The 18,525-nt window shown below is 70.7% G+C and carries 22 protein-coding genes and 1 tRNA gene; 14 read left to right on the top strand and 9 right to left on the bottom strand.

Annotation, left to right across the window (positions count from 1 at the left end; translation table 11 throughout):
* Positions 1–64: 64 nt before the first annotated feature.
* The 5 genes from JOD57_RS20340 to JOD57_RS20320 all read right to left on the bottom strand — a co-directional run bounded on the left by JOD57_RS20340 (position 65) and on the right by JOD57_RS20320 (position 3,801).
* On the bottom strand, positions 65–805 hold the full coding sequence (locus tag JOD57_RS20340; RefSeq protein WP_204693672.1) for a hypothetical protein: 741 nt from the start codon (positions 803–805) through the stop codon (positions 65–67).
* A gap of 296 nt (positions 806–1,101) precedes the next feature.
* A complete protein-coding gene (locus tag JOD57_RS20335; RefSeq protein WP_204693671.1) occupies positions 1,102–1,392 on the bottom strand; it encodes a GNAT family N-acetyltransferase in 291 nt (96 codons plus the stop codon).
* Between the two features lie 35 nt (positions 1,393–1,427).
* Positions 1,428–2,285 carry an ABC transporter permease subunit gene (locus JOD57_RS20330; RefSeq protein WP_204693670.1) on the bottom strand — a complete coding sequence of 286 codons (858 nt, stop codon included), beginning with the start codon at positions 2,283–2,285 and terminating at the stop codon, positions 1,428–1,430.
* Positions 2,282–3,226, bottom strand: a complete 945-nt coding sequence (locus JOD57_RS20325; RefSeq protein WP_204693669.1) for an ABC transporter ATP-binding protein — start codon at positions 3,224–3,226, stop codon at positions 2,282–2,284. The genes JOD57_RS20330 and JOD57_RS20325 overlap by 4 nt, the downstream gene beginning before the upstream one ends.
* A 116-nt stretch (positions 3,227–3,342) precedes the next feature.
* Positions 3,343–3,801, bottom strand: coding sequence for a DUF6326 family protein (locus tag JOD57_RS20320; RefSeq protein ID WP_275582104.1), 459 nt, complete (start codon positions 3,799–3,801; stop codon positions 3,343–3,345).
* A gap of 231 nt (positions 3,802–4,032) precedes the next feature.
* Between JOD57_RS20320 and JOD57_RS20315 the strand changes: the two genes are divergently transcribed.
* The 5 genes from JOD57_RS20315 to JOD57_RS20295 all read left to right on the top strand — a co-directional run bounded on the left by JOD57_RS20315 (position 4,033) and on the right by JOD57_RS20295 (position 7,408).
* Positions 4,033–5,178: a sensor histidine kinase gene (locus JOD57_RS20315; protein ID WP_204693668.1), complete on the top strand. Its 1,146-nt coding sequence runs from the start codon at positions 4,033–4,035 to the stop codon at positions 5,176–5,178.
* The gene (locus tag JOD57_RS20310) at positions 5,175–5,822 is read left to right on the top strand and encodes a response regulator (RefSeq protein WP_204693667.1); all 648 of its coding nucleotides are present in this window, start codon (positions 5,175–5,177) and stop codon (positions 5,820–5,822) included. Before JOD57_RS20315 ends, JOD57_RS20310 begins: the two co-directional genes overlap by 4 nt.
* 214 nt (positions 5,823–6,036) lie before the next feature.
* Positions 6,037–6,282, top strand: coding sequence for a hypothetical protein (locus JOD57_RS20305; protein ID WP_204693666.1), 246 nt, complete (start codon positions 6,037–6,039; stop codon positions 6,280–6,282).
* 428 nt (positions 6,283–6,710) lie between these two features.
* Positions 6,711–6,953 (top strand): hypothetical protein, encoded by a 243-nt coding sequence (locus JOD57_RS20300; RefSeq protein ID WP_204693665.1) that lies wholly within the window; start codon positions 6,711–6,713, stop codon positions 6,951–6,953.
* On the top strand, positions 6,950–7,408 hold the full coding sequence (locus tag JOD57_RS20295; protein WP_372440262.1) for a PIN domain-containing protein: 459 nt from the start codon (positions 6,950–6,952) through the stop codon (positions 7,406–7,408). The genes JOD57_RS20300 and JOD57_RS20295 overlap by 4 nt, the downstream gene beginning before the upstream one ends.
* Before the next feature lie 552 nt (positions 7,409–7,960).
* Here JOD57_RS20295 and JOD57_RS20290 read toward each other — a convergent pair.
* Entirely contained in the window at positions 7,961–8,332 is a 372-nt protein-coding gene (locus JOD57_RS20290) for an alpha/beta hydrolase family protein (protein ID WP_204693663.1), read from the bottom strand.
* A 293-nt stretch (positions 8,333–8,625) separates the two neighbouring features.
* The gene (locus JOD57_RS20285; RefSeq protein WP_204693662.1) at positions 8,626–10,056 is read right to left on the bottom strand and encodes a DHA2 family efflux MFS transporter permease subunit; all 1,431 of its coding nucleotides are present in this window, start codon (positions 10,054–10,056) and stop codon (positions 8,626–8,628) included.
* Between the two features lie 58 nt (positions 10,057–10,114).
* Between JOD57_RS20285 and JOD57_RS20280 the strand changes: the two genes are divergently transcribed.
* The 3 genes from JOD57_RS20280 (at position 10,115) to JOD57_RS20270 (ending at position 12,661) form a co-directional block, all read left to right on the top strand.
* Positions 10,115–10,654, top strand: a complete 540-nt coding sequence (locus JOD57_RS20280) for a winged helix-turn-helix transcriptional regulator (protein ID WP_204693661.1) — start codon at positions 10,115–10,117, stop codon at positions 10,652–10,654.
* Between the two features lie 157 nt (positions 10,655–10,811).
* Positions 10,812–11,792 carry an NADP-dependent oxidoreductase gene (locus tag JOD57_RS20275; protein ID WP_307824816.1) on the top strand — a complete coding sequence of 327 codons (981 nt, stop codon included), beginning with the start codon at positions 10,812–10,814 and terminating at the stop codon, positions 11,790–11,792.
* A gap of 155 nt (positions 11,793–11,947) precedes the next feature.
* Positions 11,948–12,661: an SDR family oxidoreductase gene (locus JOD57_RS20270; RefSeq protein WP_204693659.1), complete on the top strand. Its 714-nt coding sequence runs from the start codon at positions 11,948–11,950 to the stop codon at positions 12,659–12,661.
* A 384-nt stretch (positions 12,662–13,045) separates the two neighbouring features.
* Here JOD57_RS20270 and JOD57_RS20265 read toward each other — a convergent pair whose 3' ends face one another.
* Entirely contained in the window at positions 13,046–14,275 is a 1,230-nt protein-coding gene (locus JOD57_RS20265) for an IS110 family RNA-guided transposase (RefSeq protein ID WP_239568689.1), read from the bottom strand.
* Positions 14,276–14,559: 284 nt separating this feature from the next.
* On the opposite strand from JOD57_RS20265, the gene JOD57_RS25750 reads away from it, so the two are divergent.
* From JOD57_RS25750 to JOD57_RS20245, 5 genes are all read left to right on the top strand, one after another.
* Positions 14,560–15,048: a hypothetical protein gene (locus JOD57_RS25750; protein ID WP_239568688.1), complete on the top strand. Its 489-nt coding sequence runs from the start codon at positions 14,560–14,562 to the stop codon at positions 15,046–15,048.
* Between the two features lie 531 nt (positions 15,049–15,579).
* Complete coding sequence (locus JOD57_RS25745) at positions 15,580–15,810, top strand: hypothetical protein (protein ID WP_239568686.1); 231 nt, start codon at positions 15,580–15,582, stop codon at positions 15,808–15,810.
* Between the two features lie 41 nt (positions 15,811–15,851).
* Complete coding sequence (locus JOD57_RS25740; protein WP_239568684.1) at positions 15,852–16,106, top strand: hypothetical protein; 255 nt, start codon at positions 15,852–15,854, stop codon at positions 16,104–16,106.
* A gap of 215 nt (positions 16,107–16,321) precedes the next feature.
* A complete protein-coding gene (locus JOD57_RS20250; RefSeq protein WP_204693657.1) occupies positions 16,322–16,546 on the top strand; it encodes a helix-turn-helix domain-containing protein in 225 nt (74 codons plus the stop codon).
* 159 nt (positions 16,547–16,705) lie between these two features.
* Entirely contained in the window at positions 16,706–17,794 is a 1,089-nt protein-coding gene (locus tag JOD57_RS20245; RefSeq protein WP_204693656.1) for a site-specific integrase, read from the top strand.
* Positions 17,795–17,975: 181 nt separating this feature from the next.
* Here JOD57_RS20245 and JOD57_RS20240 read toward each other — a convergent pair.
* Positions 17,976–18,048 (bottom strand) — tRNA-Asn (locus JOD57_RS20240).
* A gap of 140 nt (positions 18,049–18,188) precedes the next feature.
* Between JOD57_RS20240 and JOD57_RS25735 the strand changes: the two genes are divergently transcribed.
* The gene (locus tag JOD57_RS25735; RefSeq protein ID WP_239568682.1) at positions 18,189–18,506 is read left to right on the top strand and encodes a hypothetical protein; all 318 of its coding nucleotides are present in this window, start codon (positions 18,189–18,191) and stop codon (positions 18,504–18,506) included.
* Positions 18,507–18,525: the final 19 nt, after the last annotated feature.

The following is an 18,525-nucleotide window of genomic DNA, read 5'->3' as shown; positions in this document are numbered from 1 at the left end:
CGGCGCAGGTAACCGGACTTCACCGAGTTCCCGCACCAAGTGCATGGAGGTGCAGTGAGGGATGTCAGGGCCGGTGGAGGACCGACCGGCGCCAGCTCCAGACGGCGGCCAGGAGCATCCACACCAGTGCCACCGCACCGCTCACCGTCGTGGCGAGCATCGTCGCGGCCGAGAAGCCGCTCAGGGCCAGCGCGACGCCGTTGACGGCGGCCGCCCCCGCGGCCACGACGGCCAGGGCGCCCAGCCCCCGGCTGCCGTTCGGTGCGGCGAGCAGGCCCATGCCGACCGCGAGGAAGGCTACGGCGAGCAGCAGTGCGAACAGGGCATCCAGCCCGATCTCCACCTGCCGCACCACCAGCGCCCCCACGAACAGGGCGGAGCGATCCTCGCCGGCGCCCGACCACAGGTCGACCACGGCCTTGAGCGCGACTCCGTCGACGGCCTGCAGGACCGCGGCGGTGGCCAGGGCGGCCGTGGCGAAGACTGTCGTCACCCGAGCCCAAGCCGAGCCCCGCGTGCCGTCGACTGCGCGGGCCAGCATGACGACCAGCACGACCAGGCCGGCGACGCCGCCCAGCTGCACCAGATGGGCGGCCACCCATTCGCCGCGACTGACGCCGGCGTACTCGGCGAACGCCGCGGCCGGCGAGCCGGGATCGGCGTGCCCGGGATGTAGCAGGGTCCCGGCCGTCAGCAGCGCGGCGCCGAGCAACGCCAGCGCGGCGACGAATCGGTAGGGCGGGCGGGGCCCGGCCGGGTCAGGTCGAGCCACGTCGGGGAACTGCGCGAGGGAGGCGCTGGGCATGGCGGTGTTCCTCTCCGATGCGGTTGCCGGAGCGGTCCCGCTTGAGGCGGGCGGTTCGCTGCCCGAGGAAGTAGAGGCGCGGCGCGACATCGACGCTGCCGTGCTGTCCCGTCGTGCCTTCTGGCTCGGCCCGCTGGCGGCGTTGGCGCTTGCCACCGAATCCATCACGGATTCCCCTCCGGGTGGGGTGAGGACGCCCCTCCGAGCCGGCGTCGACTGCAAAGTGGTGACCTCCGAACCCCGGAGGGCTTCCAGAAGGGGTGGGAAGCTGCCGCCTTGCGCGTCGGCGGCGAGGGTTAACCCGACGGTGGCCTGCGGGCCTGGTCGCCATCGACGCAGACCGCGATGTCGCCGATGAGCCGTCCGCTGGTCCCGATGCCGGTCTGGAGCAAGACGCCGGGTTGGGCGAATCGCACGTTGCGCATCTGGGCGAGCGCCCGGGCGCTGTCGAGGGGGAATGGCGTCTCCCCTGACTGGTAGCGGGCCTGCACCGGGTCGCTTCGGTACGCCGCCAGGGCGGCGGCGTCGTCGTTGGTCATTCGGCGCAGCACCAGGTGCTCGGTGGCGGCCAGGATCTCCGCGGTCATGGTGCTCAGCTGCTCGGGGTGTCGAAGGCAGGGCGTCAGGCGTCGCGTCGGTGCAGCGTGACGGCGGCCGCCGCGATAGGGACGACGGCGTAGGCGGCCATCACGATCAGGCTCGCTTGTGCGGAGAGGTGGGCGCCTTGCGTCTCGGCTGCTCCGGTGGTCAGCAACGCCGAGGACGCCGGCAGCGGTAGGTAGCTGACGATGGTCTCCACCCAGTCCAGGCGGATGAAGCTGAGGATGCCGGGCAGCAGCAGCAGCACGGTCAGGGCAGAGGTCAGGCTGGCAGCGGTGGAGCGCAGGAGCGTGCCGACGCCGAGCGAGAACAGGGCGGCGGCGATGAGGGAGTAGAGGGCGCCCCCGAACACGCGCCAGGTGCCCGGGTCGTCCAGCGCCGGGACGAGGTCGTACTGCGAGAGCTGGGGCAGAGTGACGACGTAGGACAGGGTCACGCTGACGAGGGTCACGGCGGCGGTCAGGACGACCAGGGTGAGGGCTTTGGCGGCAAGGACCGGGATCCGGGTCGGGACTGCGGCGAACGTGGAGCGGATCGAGCCGGTGGCGTACTCGCCGGTGACGAGCAGGGCGCCCAGGACGGCGATGGTCAGCATCCCGAAGGGGAAGCCGCTGGAGACGACCTCGGCGCCGTGCACCTGCTCGACGCCCGGGGGCAAGGCGGGGTCGTCGGCCATGGCGTTCAGGGACGCGGCGGCGGCCAGGGCCGCCAGCGTGATCACTGCGGCGGTGGCGGCCAGCGCCCACCACGTCGAGCGCAGGGACAGCAGCTTGATCCACTCCCCGCGCGCGACCCCCGCGAAGGTGGGCTGCACCTGCGCGGCGGCGGGCGGGGTGGCGGCGTGTGAGGCCGTCGGGGGGTCGGCGGTCAGGGTGCTCATCGGTTCTCGGCCTTCACGGTCCTGGAAGTGGTGGGGGTGGTGTGGGCGCGGTACTCGACCGCGTCCTGTGTCAGGCTCAGGTACGCCTCCTCGAGGCTGGCGCGGCGCGGGGACAGCTCGTACAGCAGCAGCCCGTTCCTGAAGGCGACCTCGCCGACGTGCTCCGCGGTGGTCCCGCTGACCTCGAGCATCCCGGCCTCGGGCGAGGTGACGGTCGCACCGTCGGCGGCCAGAGCGGCGGCGAGCTCACCGGCGCGCGGGGAGCGCACCCGCACCGCGCCGCCGGCGACGGAGTCGATGACCTGCTGGACCGGGCCGGCGGCGATGATGCGACCGCGGCCGATCACCAGGAGATGGTCGGCGGTCTGGGACATCTCGCTCATCAGGTGCGAGGAGAGGAAGACGGTTCGTCCTTCGGCGGCCAGGGCACGAACGAACTGGCGGACCCACTGCACGCCCTCGGGGTCGAGCCCGTTGACCGGCTCGTCGAGGATGAGCGTCCTGGGGTCGCCCAGGAGGGCGGCGGCGATTCCCAGGCGCTGGCCCATGCCGAGGGAGAACCCTCCGACGCGCTTCGTCGCGACCCCGGCCAGGCCGGTCAGCTCGATGACCTCGCTGACCCGGGAGGCCTTGATGTTGTGGGTGGCGGCCATGGAGCGCAGATGTGAGCGGGCGCTGCGGCCGGGGTGCACGGCGCGTGCCTCCAGCAGGGCGCCGACTTCGCGTAGCGGGGCACGGTGCTGCCGGTAGGGCTTGCCGTTGACGGTGACGGTGCCCGACGTCGGCCGGTCCAGTCCCATGATCATGCGCATGGTCGTGGACTTGCCGGCGCCGTTCGGGCCGAGGAACCCGGTGACGGTCCCGGGCTCGATCGTGAAGCTGAGGGAGTGCACGGCGGTGGTGTCGCCGTAGCGCTTGGTGAGCTCGCGTGCCTCGATCATGACCGGGACCGTTCTGGGGATGGGGTGGGACGGAGTGCTCAACAGCGAACGCTGAGACAGGTGACCGTGCCCGCGGGTGGGGCGAGCGGAGGATGGTCGGGCCCTGGGGCGGGCAGTCACGCCTGCTGCGGCGCGCGGAGCGGCTCGCTGTGGAGGCTGGCTGCCAGGGTCGCCGGTGATGCGGTGCGGCGTGGCCAGGTCCAGGCGGAGCGCAGGATGAAGGCCAGGAGCAGCACCTCGACACCGATGGAGAGGCCGTAGAAGAAGGCCCAGTCCCAGGACTCTCCTACCGCGTTGAACATCGAGACGGGGATGTAGAGCGTTGCTACGACGAGGTTCGTGGCGCGGTTCACGCGGGCGGGCAGCGTCATGGAGAGCATCACCATCAGGGCCGGGATCGCTACGACCGCGACGAAAATGGTCAACACCGTCGGGGTGATGTCGTAATCGAGGCCGACGGCGCCGGCGCGGAGGTCGTCGATGACGCCGGGCTTGTGGAGGTGGAAGTAGTCGATGTAGATGTAGAGGAACATGAAGCTGGTCCATGCTGCTGCGAGTCTGGCCTGCACGGGCATGCGCCGGTCTTCCAGCGAGCTGTGCGATGGCGGATTCTCTCGTGCGGTGTGGGATTGAGGCCTTCTCATCACAATGCTCCCTGCCTTGATCGGGTGGGTGCTTCCACCGTCACGGATGCCGGCGGCGGGCACATCAGCCCCGGGAGCCTGATTCGACCTGGCCGTTGGCACAGCCGAGCTCTCGTGCTTTCGGCCGATACACCGAGCACGCGGGCTGCCTAGGCTGATCAGATGGCCACCAACGCACTCCACGCGCTGTGGGCCGAACCTCGACCCACGAATGCCCCGGACCAGGGGCCGCGGGACTGGGCCTTGGTCGCAGTACTGATCTGCTGGTCCCTGGTGGACGTGGTGCTTCGCCAGGACCTGGCGCCACGCCCGCTGCTGCTGCTCGCGGTGCTCGCGGTCCTCGGCCCCCTGCCGTGGCGACGCACGCACCCGCTCGTCGCGGTCGCGGTCTCCTTCGGCACGTGGACGATCGTCGACGTCGTCAGGATCCTCACCGGGTCGCAAGGCGCCCCGCTGAACAGCATGGCCGCGTCGCTGATCCTGGCCTACGCCCTGTTCCGGTGGGGCTCCGGCCGGGAAGCCGCAATCGGCCTCGGCGTCATCCTGCTCTGGCTGCCCATCACCACCGTCGCCGACCCCACCAGCCTCGCGGACAAGGTCGGCGCGTACGGGTTCTTCCTGTTCGCCGCCGCGCTCGGCGCCGCGGTCCGCTATCGCACGAAGATCCGCATCCGCGACATCGACCAAGCCAAGGCCCGCGAACGCGAACAGCTCGCGCGCGAGCTCCACGACACCGTCGCCCACCACGTGTCGGGCATCGCCATCCAGGCCCAAGCAGGACGTGCCATCGCGGCCTCCCACCCCGAGCGTGCCATCGAGGCCCTGGCCATCATCGAGGACGCAGCGACCCGCACCCTCACCGAGCTGCGCGCCATCGTCGGGGTGCTCCGCGCCACACAGGACACCGAGTTCGCGCCGCAGCCCGGCGTGGCCGAGGTCGAGCAGCTCGCCACCGATGGCCAGACGCGTCCCTGCGTCGAGGTGACGCTCTCCGGCGAGTTCGACGACCTCGGCCCGGCGGTCGGGGCCGCGATCTACCGCCTGGCCCAGGAGTCCGTCACCAACGCTCGACGGCACGCCCGCCACGCGACCCAGGTCACCGTCGCCGTCACCGGCGACGCCGACCAGGTACGGCTGACCATCGACGACGACGGCTCCGCCGCTGGCGGCCGCGCCCCAGCAGGCTACGGCCTGGTGGGCATGCGGGAACGCGCCTCACTGCTCGGCGGCACCTTCCACGCAGGCCCCGCCGCCGAGCGGGGCTGGCGGGTAGAGGCGGTCCTGCCCCGAACCGGGACGCCACGATGAGCATCAGGGTCCTCATCGCCGACGACCAGCCCATCGTGCGCACCGGGCTGACGATGCTGCTCGACGCCCAACCCGACATCGACGTGGTCGGCGCGGCCGCCGACGGGCGCGAGGCAGTCCGCCTGGCGCTCCAGCTGCGCCCCGACGTCGGCCTGTTCGACATCCGAATGCCGCTGATGGACGGCATCGAAGCCACCCGACGCCTCGCCGGCCCCGACGTCACCGACCCCCTGCCGATCGTGGTCATCACCACCTTCGACCTCGACGAGTACGTCCACGGGGCGCTCAGAGCCGGCGCCCGCGGGTTCCTGCTCAAGGACGCCGGACCCGCCCTGCTGACCCAGGCCATCCACGCCGCCGCCGACGGAGACGCACTGATCGCACCGAGCGTGACCGTCCGACTGCTCGCAGCGTTCGCTCACGCACAGACCTCACCACCGAGGCAGCCGATGGAACCGCTCACCGCTCGCGAGGAGGAAGTCCTCGTTCCTGTAGCCCGAGGCCGCACCAACAATGAGATCGCCAGCGAGCTCTACATCACCCCAAGCACCGTCAAAGCCCACCTCGCCAGCCTCATGCGAAAGCTCGGCGCCCGAAACCGCGTCGAGGTCGCCATGTGGGCCCACGAGACCGGCCGCATCTGACGCCGCAATGGCTCCGTCGCCGTTTGCCGCCACCCCCCACAGCGTCACGAAGCGGCGTGTACCCCTCGGAGGGACGCTGCGCCGTGATGCCGTTTCGCGCTGGAGCACCCGAGCGGCCAGCCACAGGGCCGCGGCCCGAGGCAGCACGCGATGGTCGACCAGAGCGAGCGTCGTCGTCATTGCAGAAGCCCCAGGACCACGTGTTACACACCGCGTGCACGACGTGTGGACCTGTGACGCCATTGAGGCGAACCAGCCATCGGAGCAGGAATCGGGCACACCCCTCCCCCAGGAGGCCGCCGTGAATCGCAGCCACCGTCTGCTCCGCTCGGCAATCGCAGCCGCCGCGGCCGTCGCGGCCGGCGTGCTGACCCGATCGATGGTGAAGGCCGTCAGTGCTCCCGAGACGGAGACGATGGTCCCGCTTCGGCTCCTCGTGCGGGTGATCCTGACTGAGTGAGCGGCACGGGTCGCCCATCAGGGGCGCGACCGCATGGGTGGAGGACGACTGGAGGTCCCTGCTGGCGGACCTACCGCTTGAGCTGCGGCTGTAGGCGCTCGCGGTGTACGAGCTGGCGAGGGATCGAGCGATGGGCCAGCCGCTCGAGACGGCGATGGCCACCGTGCGTGCTACGGCTACCGCTGAGGGACTCGATGCAGGTCACGAGTGGGTTCCGGCGGCCGCAGCCCGCATGAGCGTCGACACGGGCCTCCGTGATGTGGCTGCTGGCGCTGCCGCCACGTGGGGCGGTCACAGCGCATGGCGCCTGTACGACGGCGCCGAGCAGACGTCACGATGTTGGTGTTCGGCCCACCGCTGCGCCGATGGTGGACGCGGTCGTCGCAGCAAGGATCAAGCCCTGTGGATGGCGACTACTGTCCGACCTCGTGAGCGAGAGCGGCGCGGTTCAGGATCCCCTTGCAGGGTGGGACCCGAGACGCCGCGCCTCCCTGGAGCGCCTGTGGGAGCGATTCAGGGAGGCTGCGGGCGAGGTCCGCCTGAGCGACGAGTTGGTGGCCGAACGCCGCCTGGAAGCCGCCGCGGCCGACCGTGCTGACCTCCGCGATGAAGTCGTCATCGAGCGTGGCTTCGATCCCTCGTCGCAAGACGGCGGGCCACGCGGGGAGTGATCGTCCTGTATGCCTCTGCATCGCTGGCCCTGGTCAACCAAGAGCCCGGCGGGGAGGTCGTGACCCGCGCTGCTGCCGACGACGATGCCACGATGAGCGCGGTCAACTACTCCGAGGTGCTGCAGAAGACGGCCCGGGTCGGCATCGCCGCCGAGGAGATCGCCCGCGGACTCGACGAGCTGGACATCACCGTCACACCCTTCGGGCGGCTCCACGCCCGGCTCGCGGCGTCCTTCTACCGGCACCGGTCGAACCTGAGCCTGGCGGATCGATGCCGACCCGGGCGCAGGCCGAGCGGCGGCTGCGCGAAGCACTCCGCGACCGCAGCAGCGCCGAGACCCCGCCGGTGCCCACGGACAGCCGGCTCAGCGATGGCGGTCCGCTGGCTGGCCGACGAGGCCGGGCTCTCGGCTCGCCAGATCGCCGACCACCTCGGCCACAGCCGCCCAGCCTGACCCAGGACGTCTACCTCGGCCGCGGCACCGCCAGCCCCCGGACCGCCGCGGTCATCCGGCGGACCCTGTAAGGCCTCACATCAGCGAGGGCTCCCTCACCGCTCCGCACTGCTGGGCACTCCGAGGACGGCAGCCACTCGACGGCCGGGCTCTCGGACAGCGGCCCCGCGACGTCGACCGAGCCCACGTCGAGACCCCGTCAGAGGTCCCACCCAGCGCCGTCACGCGCTCCGAAGTCGCGGGTTCCTTGCGACTCCGGCGAATATTGGTTCCGGCCTGGAGGCGCCCACGAGCCGCTGAACTGCGGTGTTGCTCCCCCGATTGGACTCGAACCAATAACCCTGCGAGAACGCGCCGGGGACGTTTGAGGACATTGGTACATGACGGAACTTGCAGATCAGCTGCCCGTTCGGTGTTGACGAGCGTTGACTGAAAAGTGGAGATTACGGTTGATTAATCGTCGTAAGTTCGTCGCTCCGACAAGGTTCACTGGTGGAAGGAAGTGGTCGAGATTTGCCGCCGACGGCCTGCCTCGCGGCCCGCCAGGAGCCGTCAGCGGACAGGATGCCCAAAGGTCTCGGCAACCCAGTCGGCAACGAACCGGGTGGCGTTCATCGGGTCGTCGAGGTTGCAGTGCTCGACGCCTCCTTCCCGTTCGGTGAACACCTTCAGCTCACGCTTGGGGCTGTTGACCGCCTGCTCGTAGCTGCGGTGCGCGTACTCGACGGGGATCTGCCGGTCGTGCGCACCGTGGACGACCAGGTACGGCACGCGGATCCGCTCGACGACTCCGTCGAGATTGATGCGGTCCCAGAGCTTTTCGAAGTCGTCCATCGATGTCTGGCCCCACACCCAGAGCGTGTGCTCCCAGTAGTGCGGAACAGGGTTCTCCCCCATGTTCAGGGCGGTGACCGACTCGAGCATGCCTGCGACCGCGCAGGCTGACCGGGCGTGGACCGCCGCATAAACACGAAACTTGTCATTCGCGAACCGTCCTGGCGCGCTTTCGCGGCCATCCACGGCGGGCTGTTCGTCGGCGGGGCACAACGGCGGTGTCTGTTCCGCTGGGGGGATCCGGGCACCGAGCGGTGGCGCGACCTTGATGCCGGGGCGCTACCGGCTCAACGGAGCAGGAAAACAACGGCGCTGCCCGTCGCGGACCCTGCCTGGCCGAAGGTAGGCGGTCGCTGCTGCGAGCTCCAGCTCAGCCGTACCTCTCATCGTACGGGCGGCACCGTAGGGAGGACCTCCAGCGCGGGTGCTTCCGCCCGCGCGCGGAGCACGACGGCGGCGACGACGGCTGCGACGAGCGCGATCGCCGCGAGCACGAGCCAGCCGGTCCGGAATGCGGTCAGCGCCGCGGTGCTCGACGTCGGGGTGCCGAGCAGCGCGACGAGCAGGGCCACGCCGAGCGCCACGCCGACCTGGCGCAGCATGTTGACCACGGCCGACCCGGTCGCGAACGCCCGAGGAGGCAGCGAGGCGGCCGCCGTGGCCATGAGTGTTGGCAGAGTCAACCCGACGCCGACGCCGGTTACCAGCACTCCCCCCAGGAGGCTGCCGACGTAATCAGGCTCGACCTGCGCTGCGGCCGCCCACCACACCAGGCCGGCGGCGAAGATCGCTGTGCCGGCGGTCACCACCGGCGCCGGGCCGAACCGCGCGATCAGCCGGCCGGCGACGAGGAACGAGAAGAGCGGGACCATCAGCGGCCCCGGTGCGATGGCCAGCCCGGTGGCCAGCGCCGACCAACCCCAGACGTCCTGCATCCACAGCACGAGGGACAAAAGCATTGCGCCGAACGACATCGAGAACAGTGTCATGACGATCGAGGAGCCCGCGAAGCCGCCGGCACGGAAGAGTTCGGGCTCGACGAGGGGGTTGCGGGCGCGCATGCAATGCCCGACAAAGACAGCCAGCAGCGCCACGGATATGCCGAGCGTCGTCAGCGTCGCGGTCGACCCCCAGCCCCAGTCTTCGCCCCGGACCAGCGCGAGGGTGAGTCCCGCCACGCCGGCGCTCAGCAGCCCGGCGCCGAGCGCATCCGGCCGCGGCACGGGATGGCCGGGCACGTGTGGGAGCCGTCGCCACCCCACGTACAGCGCGGCGAGGCCGATCGGGACGTTGACGAAGAAGATCCACCGCCAGTCCACAGCCACCAGCAGGCCGCCGACGACGGGACCGAGCGCCGCCGCCAGGCCGCCAACCGCGGTCCACGCCCGAACGGAGGAGTGGCGGCGCTCCTCCGGCGCGGTGGCGAGGACGAGGCCCAGGGACGCAGCGGTGAGCAGTGCGGCGCCCGCGCCCTGAACGACTCGGAACGCAACGAGGGACTCGACGCTCGTCGCCAGGCCGCATGCGGCCGAGGCGAGGGTGAAGAGCAACACGCCCGCGAGGAAGCTGAGCTCGCGGCTGCGCCGCTCAGCTAGCCGCCCGAACAGTACGAGCAGAGACGCGAAGGCGATCGCGTAGCCGTTCAGCACCCACGACAGGCTCGAGAGCGGCGCGTCGAGGTCGTCCGCCAGCTCGGGCAGGGCGACGTTGACGATGAACAGGTCGAGGCTGGCGAGCACCACGCCGGCGCACACCACCAAGAGGACCAACGAAGGCGAGGCGTCACGGCGCCGGAGCTGGGCCAAGAAGGTCACAGCCAGGGAGCGTAGTGGGCTGACTTAGCTATGCACAAGCCAGCTATAGTCTCTGCTCATGACGCCTGTTATCCATCTGGCGGGCCGCCTCAGGTCTCGCGACGCCTGGAGCGCCGATGCCTGCGCCATGGCCCGAGCGCTCGGCGTCGTCAGCACGAAGTCGGCGATGCTCGTTCTGCGCGAGGCCTTCTACGGCGCGACGCGGTTCGACGAGTTCGTCGCGCGCACGGGCGCCAGCGAGCCCGTCGTCGCGGCGAGGCTGCGCGAGCTCGTCGCCGAGCGGCTTCTCGAGCGCGTCGAGTACCGCAACCCTGGGGAGCGCACGCGGAAGGGCTACCGGCTGACCGAGAAGGGGGCCGACGTCTTCCCGGTGCTTGCCGCGCTCATGCAGTGGGGCGAGCGCTGGCTGGGCGAGCAGAGCAGCGGCGTGCGCCTGCAGCACCATGGCTGTGGCGAGCCCGTCGCCGTTGAGCTGCGCTGCGCGGCCGGCCACGGCGTGACGAGCGGCGAGCTCGACCTGGCCGTCGACCGCAGCTCGCCGCGCTCGCCGCACGCCCCCAATGACCCCAGCTCGCCGGCCCGGACGGACCACCGATGACCCCCGAGCACCACTGCAGGCACCGGTTGGTCACGGAGATCTCTTGCCAGGCATGGGGAGCGGTCGCTACTCCCGGGGGCACCGCAAGCCGCTCCCCCACTCGCTCCTGAACTGCAGGCACATCCTAAATGAGGCAGGCACACACATGAAGGCATGCGTGGTGACCAAGTATGGCGAGGATGGGGTCCAGCTCGCGGACGTGCCCACCCCGAGCCCGGGGAGCAACGACGTCCTCGTAGAGGTTCGCGCAGCGAGCATCAACCCGCTGGACAAGATGGTCCGCGACGGCGAGTTCAAGCAACTCCTGAAGTACAAGCCTCCCTTTCCGCTCGGTCACGACGTCGCCGGTGTCATCACGACGGTGGGCGAATGCGTGCAGGACTTCAAGGTCGGCGACGAGATCTACTCCCGGCCCCGCGACCTGCGCATCGGCACGTTCGCCGAGTTCATCGTGATCGATCAGGCTGACGTCGCGCTCAAGCCCACGTCGCTGTCGCTCGAGGAGGCAGCCGCAGTGCCGCTGGTTGCTCTCGCCGCGTGGCAGGCTCTCGTCGATGTGGCCAAGGTGCAGCCGGAGCAGAAGGTGCTGGTCCACGCGGGCGCCGGGGGGCTGGGCTCGACGGTGGTGCAGGTCGCCAAGTACCTCGGCGCCTACGTGGCGACTACCGCACGCACCAAGGACGCCGACAAGGTCCGCGACCTAGGCGCCGATGAGGTCGTGGACTTCACGCAGAAGGACTTCGCCGATGTCCTGAGCGGGTACGACGTCGTGCTCGACTCACTCGGCGGAACCAACCTCGAGAAGTCCCTCACCGTGCTCAAGCGGGGTGGAATCGCGATCAGCGTCATCGGCCCGCCCGACCCAGCATTCGCCGCTCAGCTCGGACAGCCGATCCTGGCCCCGGTGATGGCGCTGCTGAGCCGCAAGGTGCGCAAGCGAGCAAAGCACCTGGGCGTGCGGTACTCGTTCTTCTTCATGAGGGCGAACGGCGCGCAACTCGAGGAACTGGCCACGCTGTACGACAGCGGCACGCTGCGGCCGGTGCTCGACCGCACCTTCCCCTTCGAGGAGACCCTCGAGGCCATGGCCTACGTCGAGCAAGGCCGGGCCAACGGCAAGATCGTCGTCACACGCTGAGCGAGGGCGTCCCGCTCCGCAGCGCGTGCATCCTCCGGAGGACGACCTCGACACCGCTCGAGACGGCGCGCCTACCGGCGAGGTCGGGACCGCCGCCGATCACCCCACGACGCGCACAGCTTTCTGCAAGCCCCGCCCCACACAGGAAGCGACCCATGCCCTCACTCAACGGAGCCGTCGTCCTCGTCACCGGAGCCAACGGCGGCATCGGAACCCATTTCGTCCACCAAGCCCTGGAGCATGGTGCCGCGAAGGTCTTCGCCACCGCCCGCAGCCCCCGCACCTGGGACGACGATCGCATCGTGCCGCTGCCCCTCGACGTCACGAGTCCCGCGTCCATCCAGGCCGCCGCCGACGTCGCCCCGGACGTGACCGTTCTGATCAACAACGCGGGCGTCTCCACGTCCAGCCCCCGGATCCTCACCCAGACCGACGAGGAAATCCGCACCAGCGTCGAGACCAACTTCCTCGGCCCGCTGTTCCTGGCCCGCGCCTTCGCCCCGATCCTGACGAGCAAGGACGAGTCGACCCTCGTCCACGTGCACTCGCTGCTGAGCTGGTACGCCGTCGCCGGGATCTATAGCGCCACCAAGGCGGCGCTGTGGTCGGCGACCAACTCGCTGCGCCTGGAACTCGCCCCGCACGGCGTGCACGTGGTCGGCGTCCACGTCGGCTACGTCGACACTCCCATGGCGGCGCACGCGCCCGAGCCGAAGACGCAGCCTGCGGACCTCGTGCGCACCGTCTTCGACGCCGTCGAGGCCGGACAGTACGAGGTCCTCGCCGACGAAGGCTCTGTTCGGGCCAAGGCCGGACTCAGTCTCCCGGTGGAAAAGGTCTACCCGCAGTTGAGGGCCACGACCGCCTGACCCGACCCCGGGGTGCCGGCGCGGTCCCGCCGCGAGCAGGTCAGCGCCACGCCGGATCGTTGGACAGCGATCGCGGCGCAATTGGGACCAGAGTCACGGGCGAACGCGGAGCCCGGGACGGCCCCCGATCCGGCGGAGCGCCTGGCCGCACCGTCGACCACCGGACCGCGACCCTCGGTGCGCCGGCACGTTGCGCCGACCAGCACCCCGAGCAAGACACTCTCCACGGCCCCGATTGGATCCCCATGCGGCTTGGCCTCGCCTGTTCGAGCACCGGAGAAGCGTCAAGATCAACTGCCACACAGACCCGTGAATAGGTGAGTTGCAGGCGCGCGTCAGCGCGGGGCGGGCGAAGCCCGTCCTTGCAGTCCTTGTGCAGTCGGGTCAGGCGGCCGGGTCGAGGACCACGGTGTGACCGAGGCGCTCCAGTTGGGCGACCAGCCGGCGGGCGTGCGCCTGGTCGTGACGGCGGGCCAGCCAGTCCGCGCCCAGGTCGGAGTAGGGCTCGTCGCGGGAGAGGATGTAGTAGGCCGAGACCAGGATGGAGTGGGCGACCGCGACCGCCGCCCGGCCCATGCCGCGGCGGGCCGTCAGCCGGGCGAACTGAGCCGACAGGTAGTTGCGGCCTTTCATCCGCCCGACCGAGCCGGCGGCCTCGACCAGCATCGCGGTCAGCCACTTGTTGCCGTGCTGCGCCTCGGGCTGGCGGCGCTTGCCGGCCGACTCGAAGACCCCCGGCGCCAGCCCGGCCCAGGAGGCCAGATGCGCCGCGGAGGGAAAGCGGGACATGTCCCCGCCGGTCTCGGCCAGGATCACCTGGGCCACCTTCGGCCCCACTCCGGGAATGGTCTGCAGCAGTTCCAGCTGGTGCGCCCAGGGCCGGCAGGCCTGGTCGATCACCGCGTCGAGTTCGGTGAGCGCGGTCTCGATCAGTTCCAGCCGGCGCAGCATGGTGCGCGCCAGCCGGGCGTGTTCCTCGGTGAAGTGCCCGGTCAGCGCCTCCACCAGCTGCGGGATCTTGATCCGCATCTTGCCCTTCGCCAGCTGCGCGAGCACCTGCGGATCCCGCTCGCCGGCGATCATCGCGGTCAGCATGGCCCGGGCCGAGACGCTGGTCAGGCTGGCCGCCACCGAGGACAGCTTGATGCTGGCGTCCTCCAGCATCAGCTCCAGCCGGGTCACCTCCCGGGTGCGGTCGCCCATCAGCTGCACCCGGTAGCGGGTCAGCATCCGCAGCCGGCGGATCTCCGGCGGGGGCACGAACGACGGGCGGATCAGCCCGACCTCCAGCAGCTGGGCGATCCACTCCGCGTCGCGGACGTCGGTCTTGGGCCGGCGCACTGCCTTGATGTGCGCGGCGTTGCACAGCCAGACCTCCAGCACCTCCTCCAGGCAGTAGAACGCCGGCTTCCAGTACGTCGAGGTCGACTCCATCGCCGCGATCGTCACCCCGCGCTCGACCAGCCAGTCCCGCATCACCTCCAGCGCGCGGGTGGTGGTGGGAAACGTCCGCGTCTCACTGCGCCGGCCCCGCGGGCCCGGCGTGCGCACGCAGACGGTCAACGTCGCCTTGCCGATGTCCAGCCCGGCGACCCGCTCGTAAACGACCTCCATGTCGACCCTCCCCTGCATCGCCACCGATGGGGTGTCGTCCGGAGGGCCCTCTGCCAGGACACAGACCCACGCGCTCGGGGCAGCAATCAAGGGGCACCCGAGGGCCCCGCGCCATACACATCTACGGGCTCACTCGCACCAATGTGACACGACGTCGCCGGACCTCTACAGCATTCTCATCGCCAAGGGCAGCGATCAAGATCGCAACCGTTACACGTCTTGCATCTCGGGTTCGGGAACTCGTGGTGACGGGTTACCGGAGAACTGCCAGCACACTTCAGGCCATGGGTACGAGCGGCACCCCCGAATACCGGGCACGACGGCGGGCAGCTGAGCAACAGCGCCGTCAGCGCCACCAGCAGACCGCAGTGAAGCGCCCCCGTCCGGACCAGGCCGGCCCTGCGGCGGACGGGCCCGAACGCCGCATGGCCGCGACGACCTGCGGATGGTGCGGCGGACCGATCACCCCGCGCCGGCGCGGCCCGATACCGAAGTGGTGCTCGGCCGCCTGCCGGCACCGGGCCTGGGAGCAGAGCCGCGCGGCGAACTCCGGCCGGACGGCAGTGCAGGTGGTCGAGCGGCGGGTCGAGATCCGGTTACCCCTCGAGCCGACCCGTCGGGACTGGCCGCGGTTGCTCGGCGAGCTCGCCGGTCAATTGGATGACGACCGCGTCTACGACCGGGACCTGCCCGCCCTCGGCCGGGCACTGGACCCGGTCCTGCGGTCCTACCGGCGGCGGGCCCACTGGAGCGGCGCACCTGACCTCCCCTGATTCTCCAGAGGCGGAGCTCCCCTATTTGCTCCTGTAGGGCACCGGCATCGACGGTGACGTCGGGACAGGTGTCGTGGAGCGGGAGGCCGACGGGGGTGACGTTGGTGACGGGGGCGGTAACGACCCGACCGGCCCGACGTCACCCCCGACCGGTGCGCCACTGCCCTCGCACGCGACGTAACTCCCGGCCCTGCTAGACGGCAGTGCCCCCTGGCCGCGCAGCACGCCCCGCCGAGAGTGCACCGATCCGGTGCGAGGGGTAGCGCGCGCCGGTGACGCCCGCGCAGCATGCCCTTCGACAGCCGGCCGCACATCTGTCGCCCCGTCGTCGGCTACTCGTCGCAACGGATTGCGCAGTCCTGGATGCATAAGGTGTGTCGGCTCGTGATTTTGGAAGCTCCAGTAGAGCCTGGTGGAGGTGCCGAGCCGACGCGGGCCTTTACGGGACACTCGGGGGTCGGTCGCTGCCGGGTGTTGGCCATCGGCTCCTGGAGAGTGGCTGCGGTGCGGCGCGGGAGAGACGATCGCGCCATGGCCAAGCGACAAGGCGAGGACCCGGACGCCCTGCACCGCAAAGCGCAGACCGCGATCCTGTCCGAGCTCGCCGGCGGGAACGACGACGCCTTCGAGCTCATGCTGTCGGTCCGGCCGTACGACGTCCGCGGCCACTTCACTCCGGACGTCGCGCTGCTCGAGGTGGCAGCGGCGGCGCTCGGGCTGGCCTGCCCGCCGGGGAGCGAGCGGCTGGAGTACGACGGCTGACGGATCGCTACCTGTCCGACTACCTGCTCGACGGCCGCACCGTGCGCCGCCGGACGCAGTACGCCATCTACGCGGCCGCTTGCATGCGAGGCGGACTGCATCCCGAACTGCTGATGGAGGCCGGCACGTGGCAGCCACGGCTTTGGACTTACGCAGTCTCGGCGGTCCTCCTCTACTGCCGCGCCGCCGCGGAACGCCTCGACCTGCCAATGGCGGTGATCGCCCTGCGCGTCGCTGACGAGCTCGGCCTCGAGCTGCCCGCCACCGGAGGAGCATCCGAGCAGCTCCTGCCGTAGCTCAGCGCAAGACGAGCCGACAGGAGGAGCGCAGGCGGTTCGGCCACGCTGCAGGACTCCTCGAGACAGCGAAGCAGGAGAAAGTCTGGAGACTTCGCCGAGCAGGCGGCCACCCTCCCCCCTCACCTGCAGAAGTCCGCGCCTGGCACAGGAGAAGTACCGGCGACCCGTCGGCAACCGTGAGCTGAACGTTGCTGACGCCGGAGGGCCTGGCCATGACCGACAACTCGCGAGACGCATCTGTAACAGCGCTGCTGACCCTCACCGAGGCGGCCGCCGTTCTCCGCACACCCGTGGCCACATTGCGCTATTGGCGGCATCTCGGCATCGGGCCCGCCGGATTCCGCCTGGGTCGGCGCGTGCTGTACCGCCGCGACGACCTCGACCGGTGGGTCGAGGACCAACGCACCGCTCAGGCGGTCGACCCGCTTCAGAGCTGACCACCCGAGTAACAGTCCCGGCGCGGCGTCATCCACAGCCTCGACGCCGTCCCCAGATCCTCCCTGGCTCCACCACGGTGAGCTGCGCGACCGCAGGCTGACGAATCCAGGTCATCCGCACGCCGCCCGAACCTGGGTCCGACGCCGAGGGGACGAGACATGCCGAGGCCGCCGCTGGCCGTGGGGACCTTCGGCAAGGTCAACTTCCTCGCCCTGGGCAAGGGCCGGATTCGGGCACAGGTCAGCTTCCGCGACTTCGACGGCCGCCGCCGGTCGGTCACCCGCTTCGGGCGGACCAAGGCCGAGGCGGAGCGCCGCCTGCGGGCCGCGCTGCGCGACCGGGACAGCGCCCCGGACGAGGGCAAGAGCGCGGACAGCCGACTCGCAACCGTGGCGACCGCGTCGCTCTTGGAGGTCGACGACAGCGACCTGGCCGCCGGCACCAAGCGGCTGTACCGCTTCGCCGTCCAGAACTACGTCCTCCCGGGCATCGGTCAGCTCCGGCTGCGGGAGATCACCGTGTCCTCCGTCGACCGGCTGCTGACCGCCGTCCGCACGAGCCACGGCGCTGGCGCCGCCAAGTCCACGCGGTCCGTGCTGTCCGGCATCCTCGCGGAGGCCGTTCGTCGCGGAGCGCTGCCAACCAACCCGGTGCGCGAGGTCGCGTCCCGCCGGTCCCACCGCCGGCCTGCGGCGGGACCGCGCGCCTTGACGGTCGACGAGGTGCGCCAGCTGCGGGAGCGGCTCGGCGCCGACGAGGAGGCGGCCAGGCTCGACCTCCCGGACCTGATCGAGTTCATGCTCGGCACCGGCGTGCGCATCGGCGAGGCGTGCGCGGTCCGCTGGGCCGCCGTCGACCTGGATGCGGCGACGCTGCGCGTCGAGGCGACGCTGATCCGCGTGCCCGGCCGCGGGCTGGCCATCCAAGAGGCTCCGAAGACCACCGCCGGCCGGCGCACGATCGCCCTGCCGACCTTCATCGTGGACCTGCTCCGCCACCGCCAGGCGTGGGTGCCAGCGGCGGACGGCTCGGCGGTGGTCTTCCACAGCCCGACCGGCCGGCTGCGGGATCCGCACAACACCAGCAGCAACCTGCGCCAGGCCCTCGACCGGGCCGGCTTCGACTGGGTGACCTCGCACGTCTTCCGCAAGACGGTGGCGACGCGGCTCGACGAGGCGGGGCTGTCGGCCCGCCAGATCGCCGACCACCTCGGCCACAACCGGCCGAGCCTGACCCAGGACGTCTAGATGGGCCGGGGCCTGGCCGCCCCAGAGGCGGCCACGGCGCTTGAGCGCCGTCGCTGATCAGCGACGCTCGCGGAAGCGATCCGGGGAATCGAGCAAGGGCTTGGGCGCGACGAATCTTCGTCGTCTGTTCGTCGTGGCGGCCCGTGCGACGAGGCGCTCAATGGTTTGACCTGCGGTGATGCTCCCCCGATTGGACTCGAACCAATAACCCTGCGATTAACAGTCGCATGCTCTGCCAATTGAGCTACGGGGGACGGGCGGGTACGACCCGCGCGCCCGTCGAGAGTACCGCACGGGTCCGGACGTCCCGCGCAGGCTCCCGTCGCGGGGCGCCGCGTGCGGCCGTAGCGTGATCACCCGCTCGGTGTCCGCTCACCAACCCGGAGGTCCCCCCGTGGCCAAGTTCTCCTTCCTCGTCGGCTTCGGTGCCGGCTACGTGCTCGGCGCCAGGGCCGGCCGCGAGCGCTACGAGCAGATCTTGCGGATGTGGTCCGACGCCAAGGACAACCCGCAGCTGCAGGGCCTGGCCGGCATGGCACAGGCCCGCGCCGACGACGCGGTCAGCTCGGTGAAGTCCAAGATGGGCCGCGACACGACGCCCGAGTCGAGCACGTCGGCGCGCAGCACCGGCACCACGACGACGCCGCCGGCCACGGCCACCAGCTCGCCCGACGTCACCGCCCTGCCGGTCGACCCGCCGCCGATCGCCTGACCACGCCGGGGCCGGCCGG

It is taken from the genome of Geodermatophilus bullaregiensis, from assembly GCF_016907675.1.
Taxonomy (GTDB): domain Bacteria; phylum Actinomycetota; class Actinomycetes; order Mycobacteriales; family Geodermatophilaceae; genus Geodermatophilus; species Geodermatophilus bullaregiensis.
The sequence above is the reverse complement of the archived record's forward strand: the minus strand, read 5'-3'. Positions and strand labels throughout refer to the sequence as shown.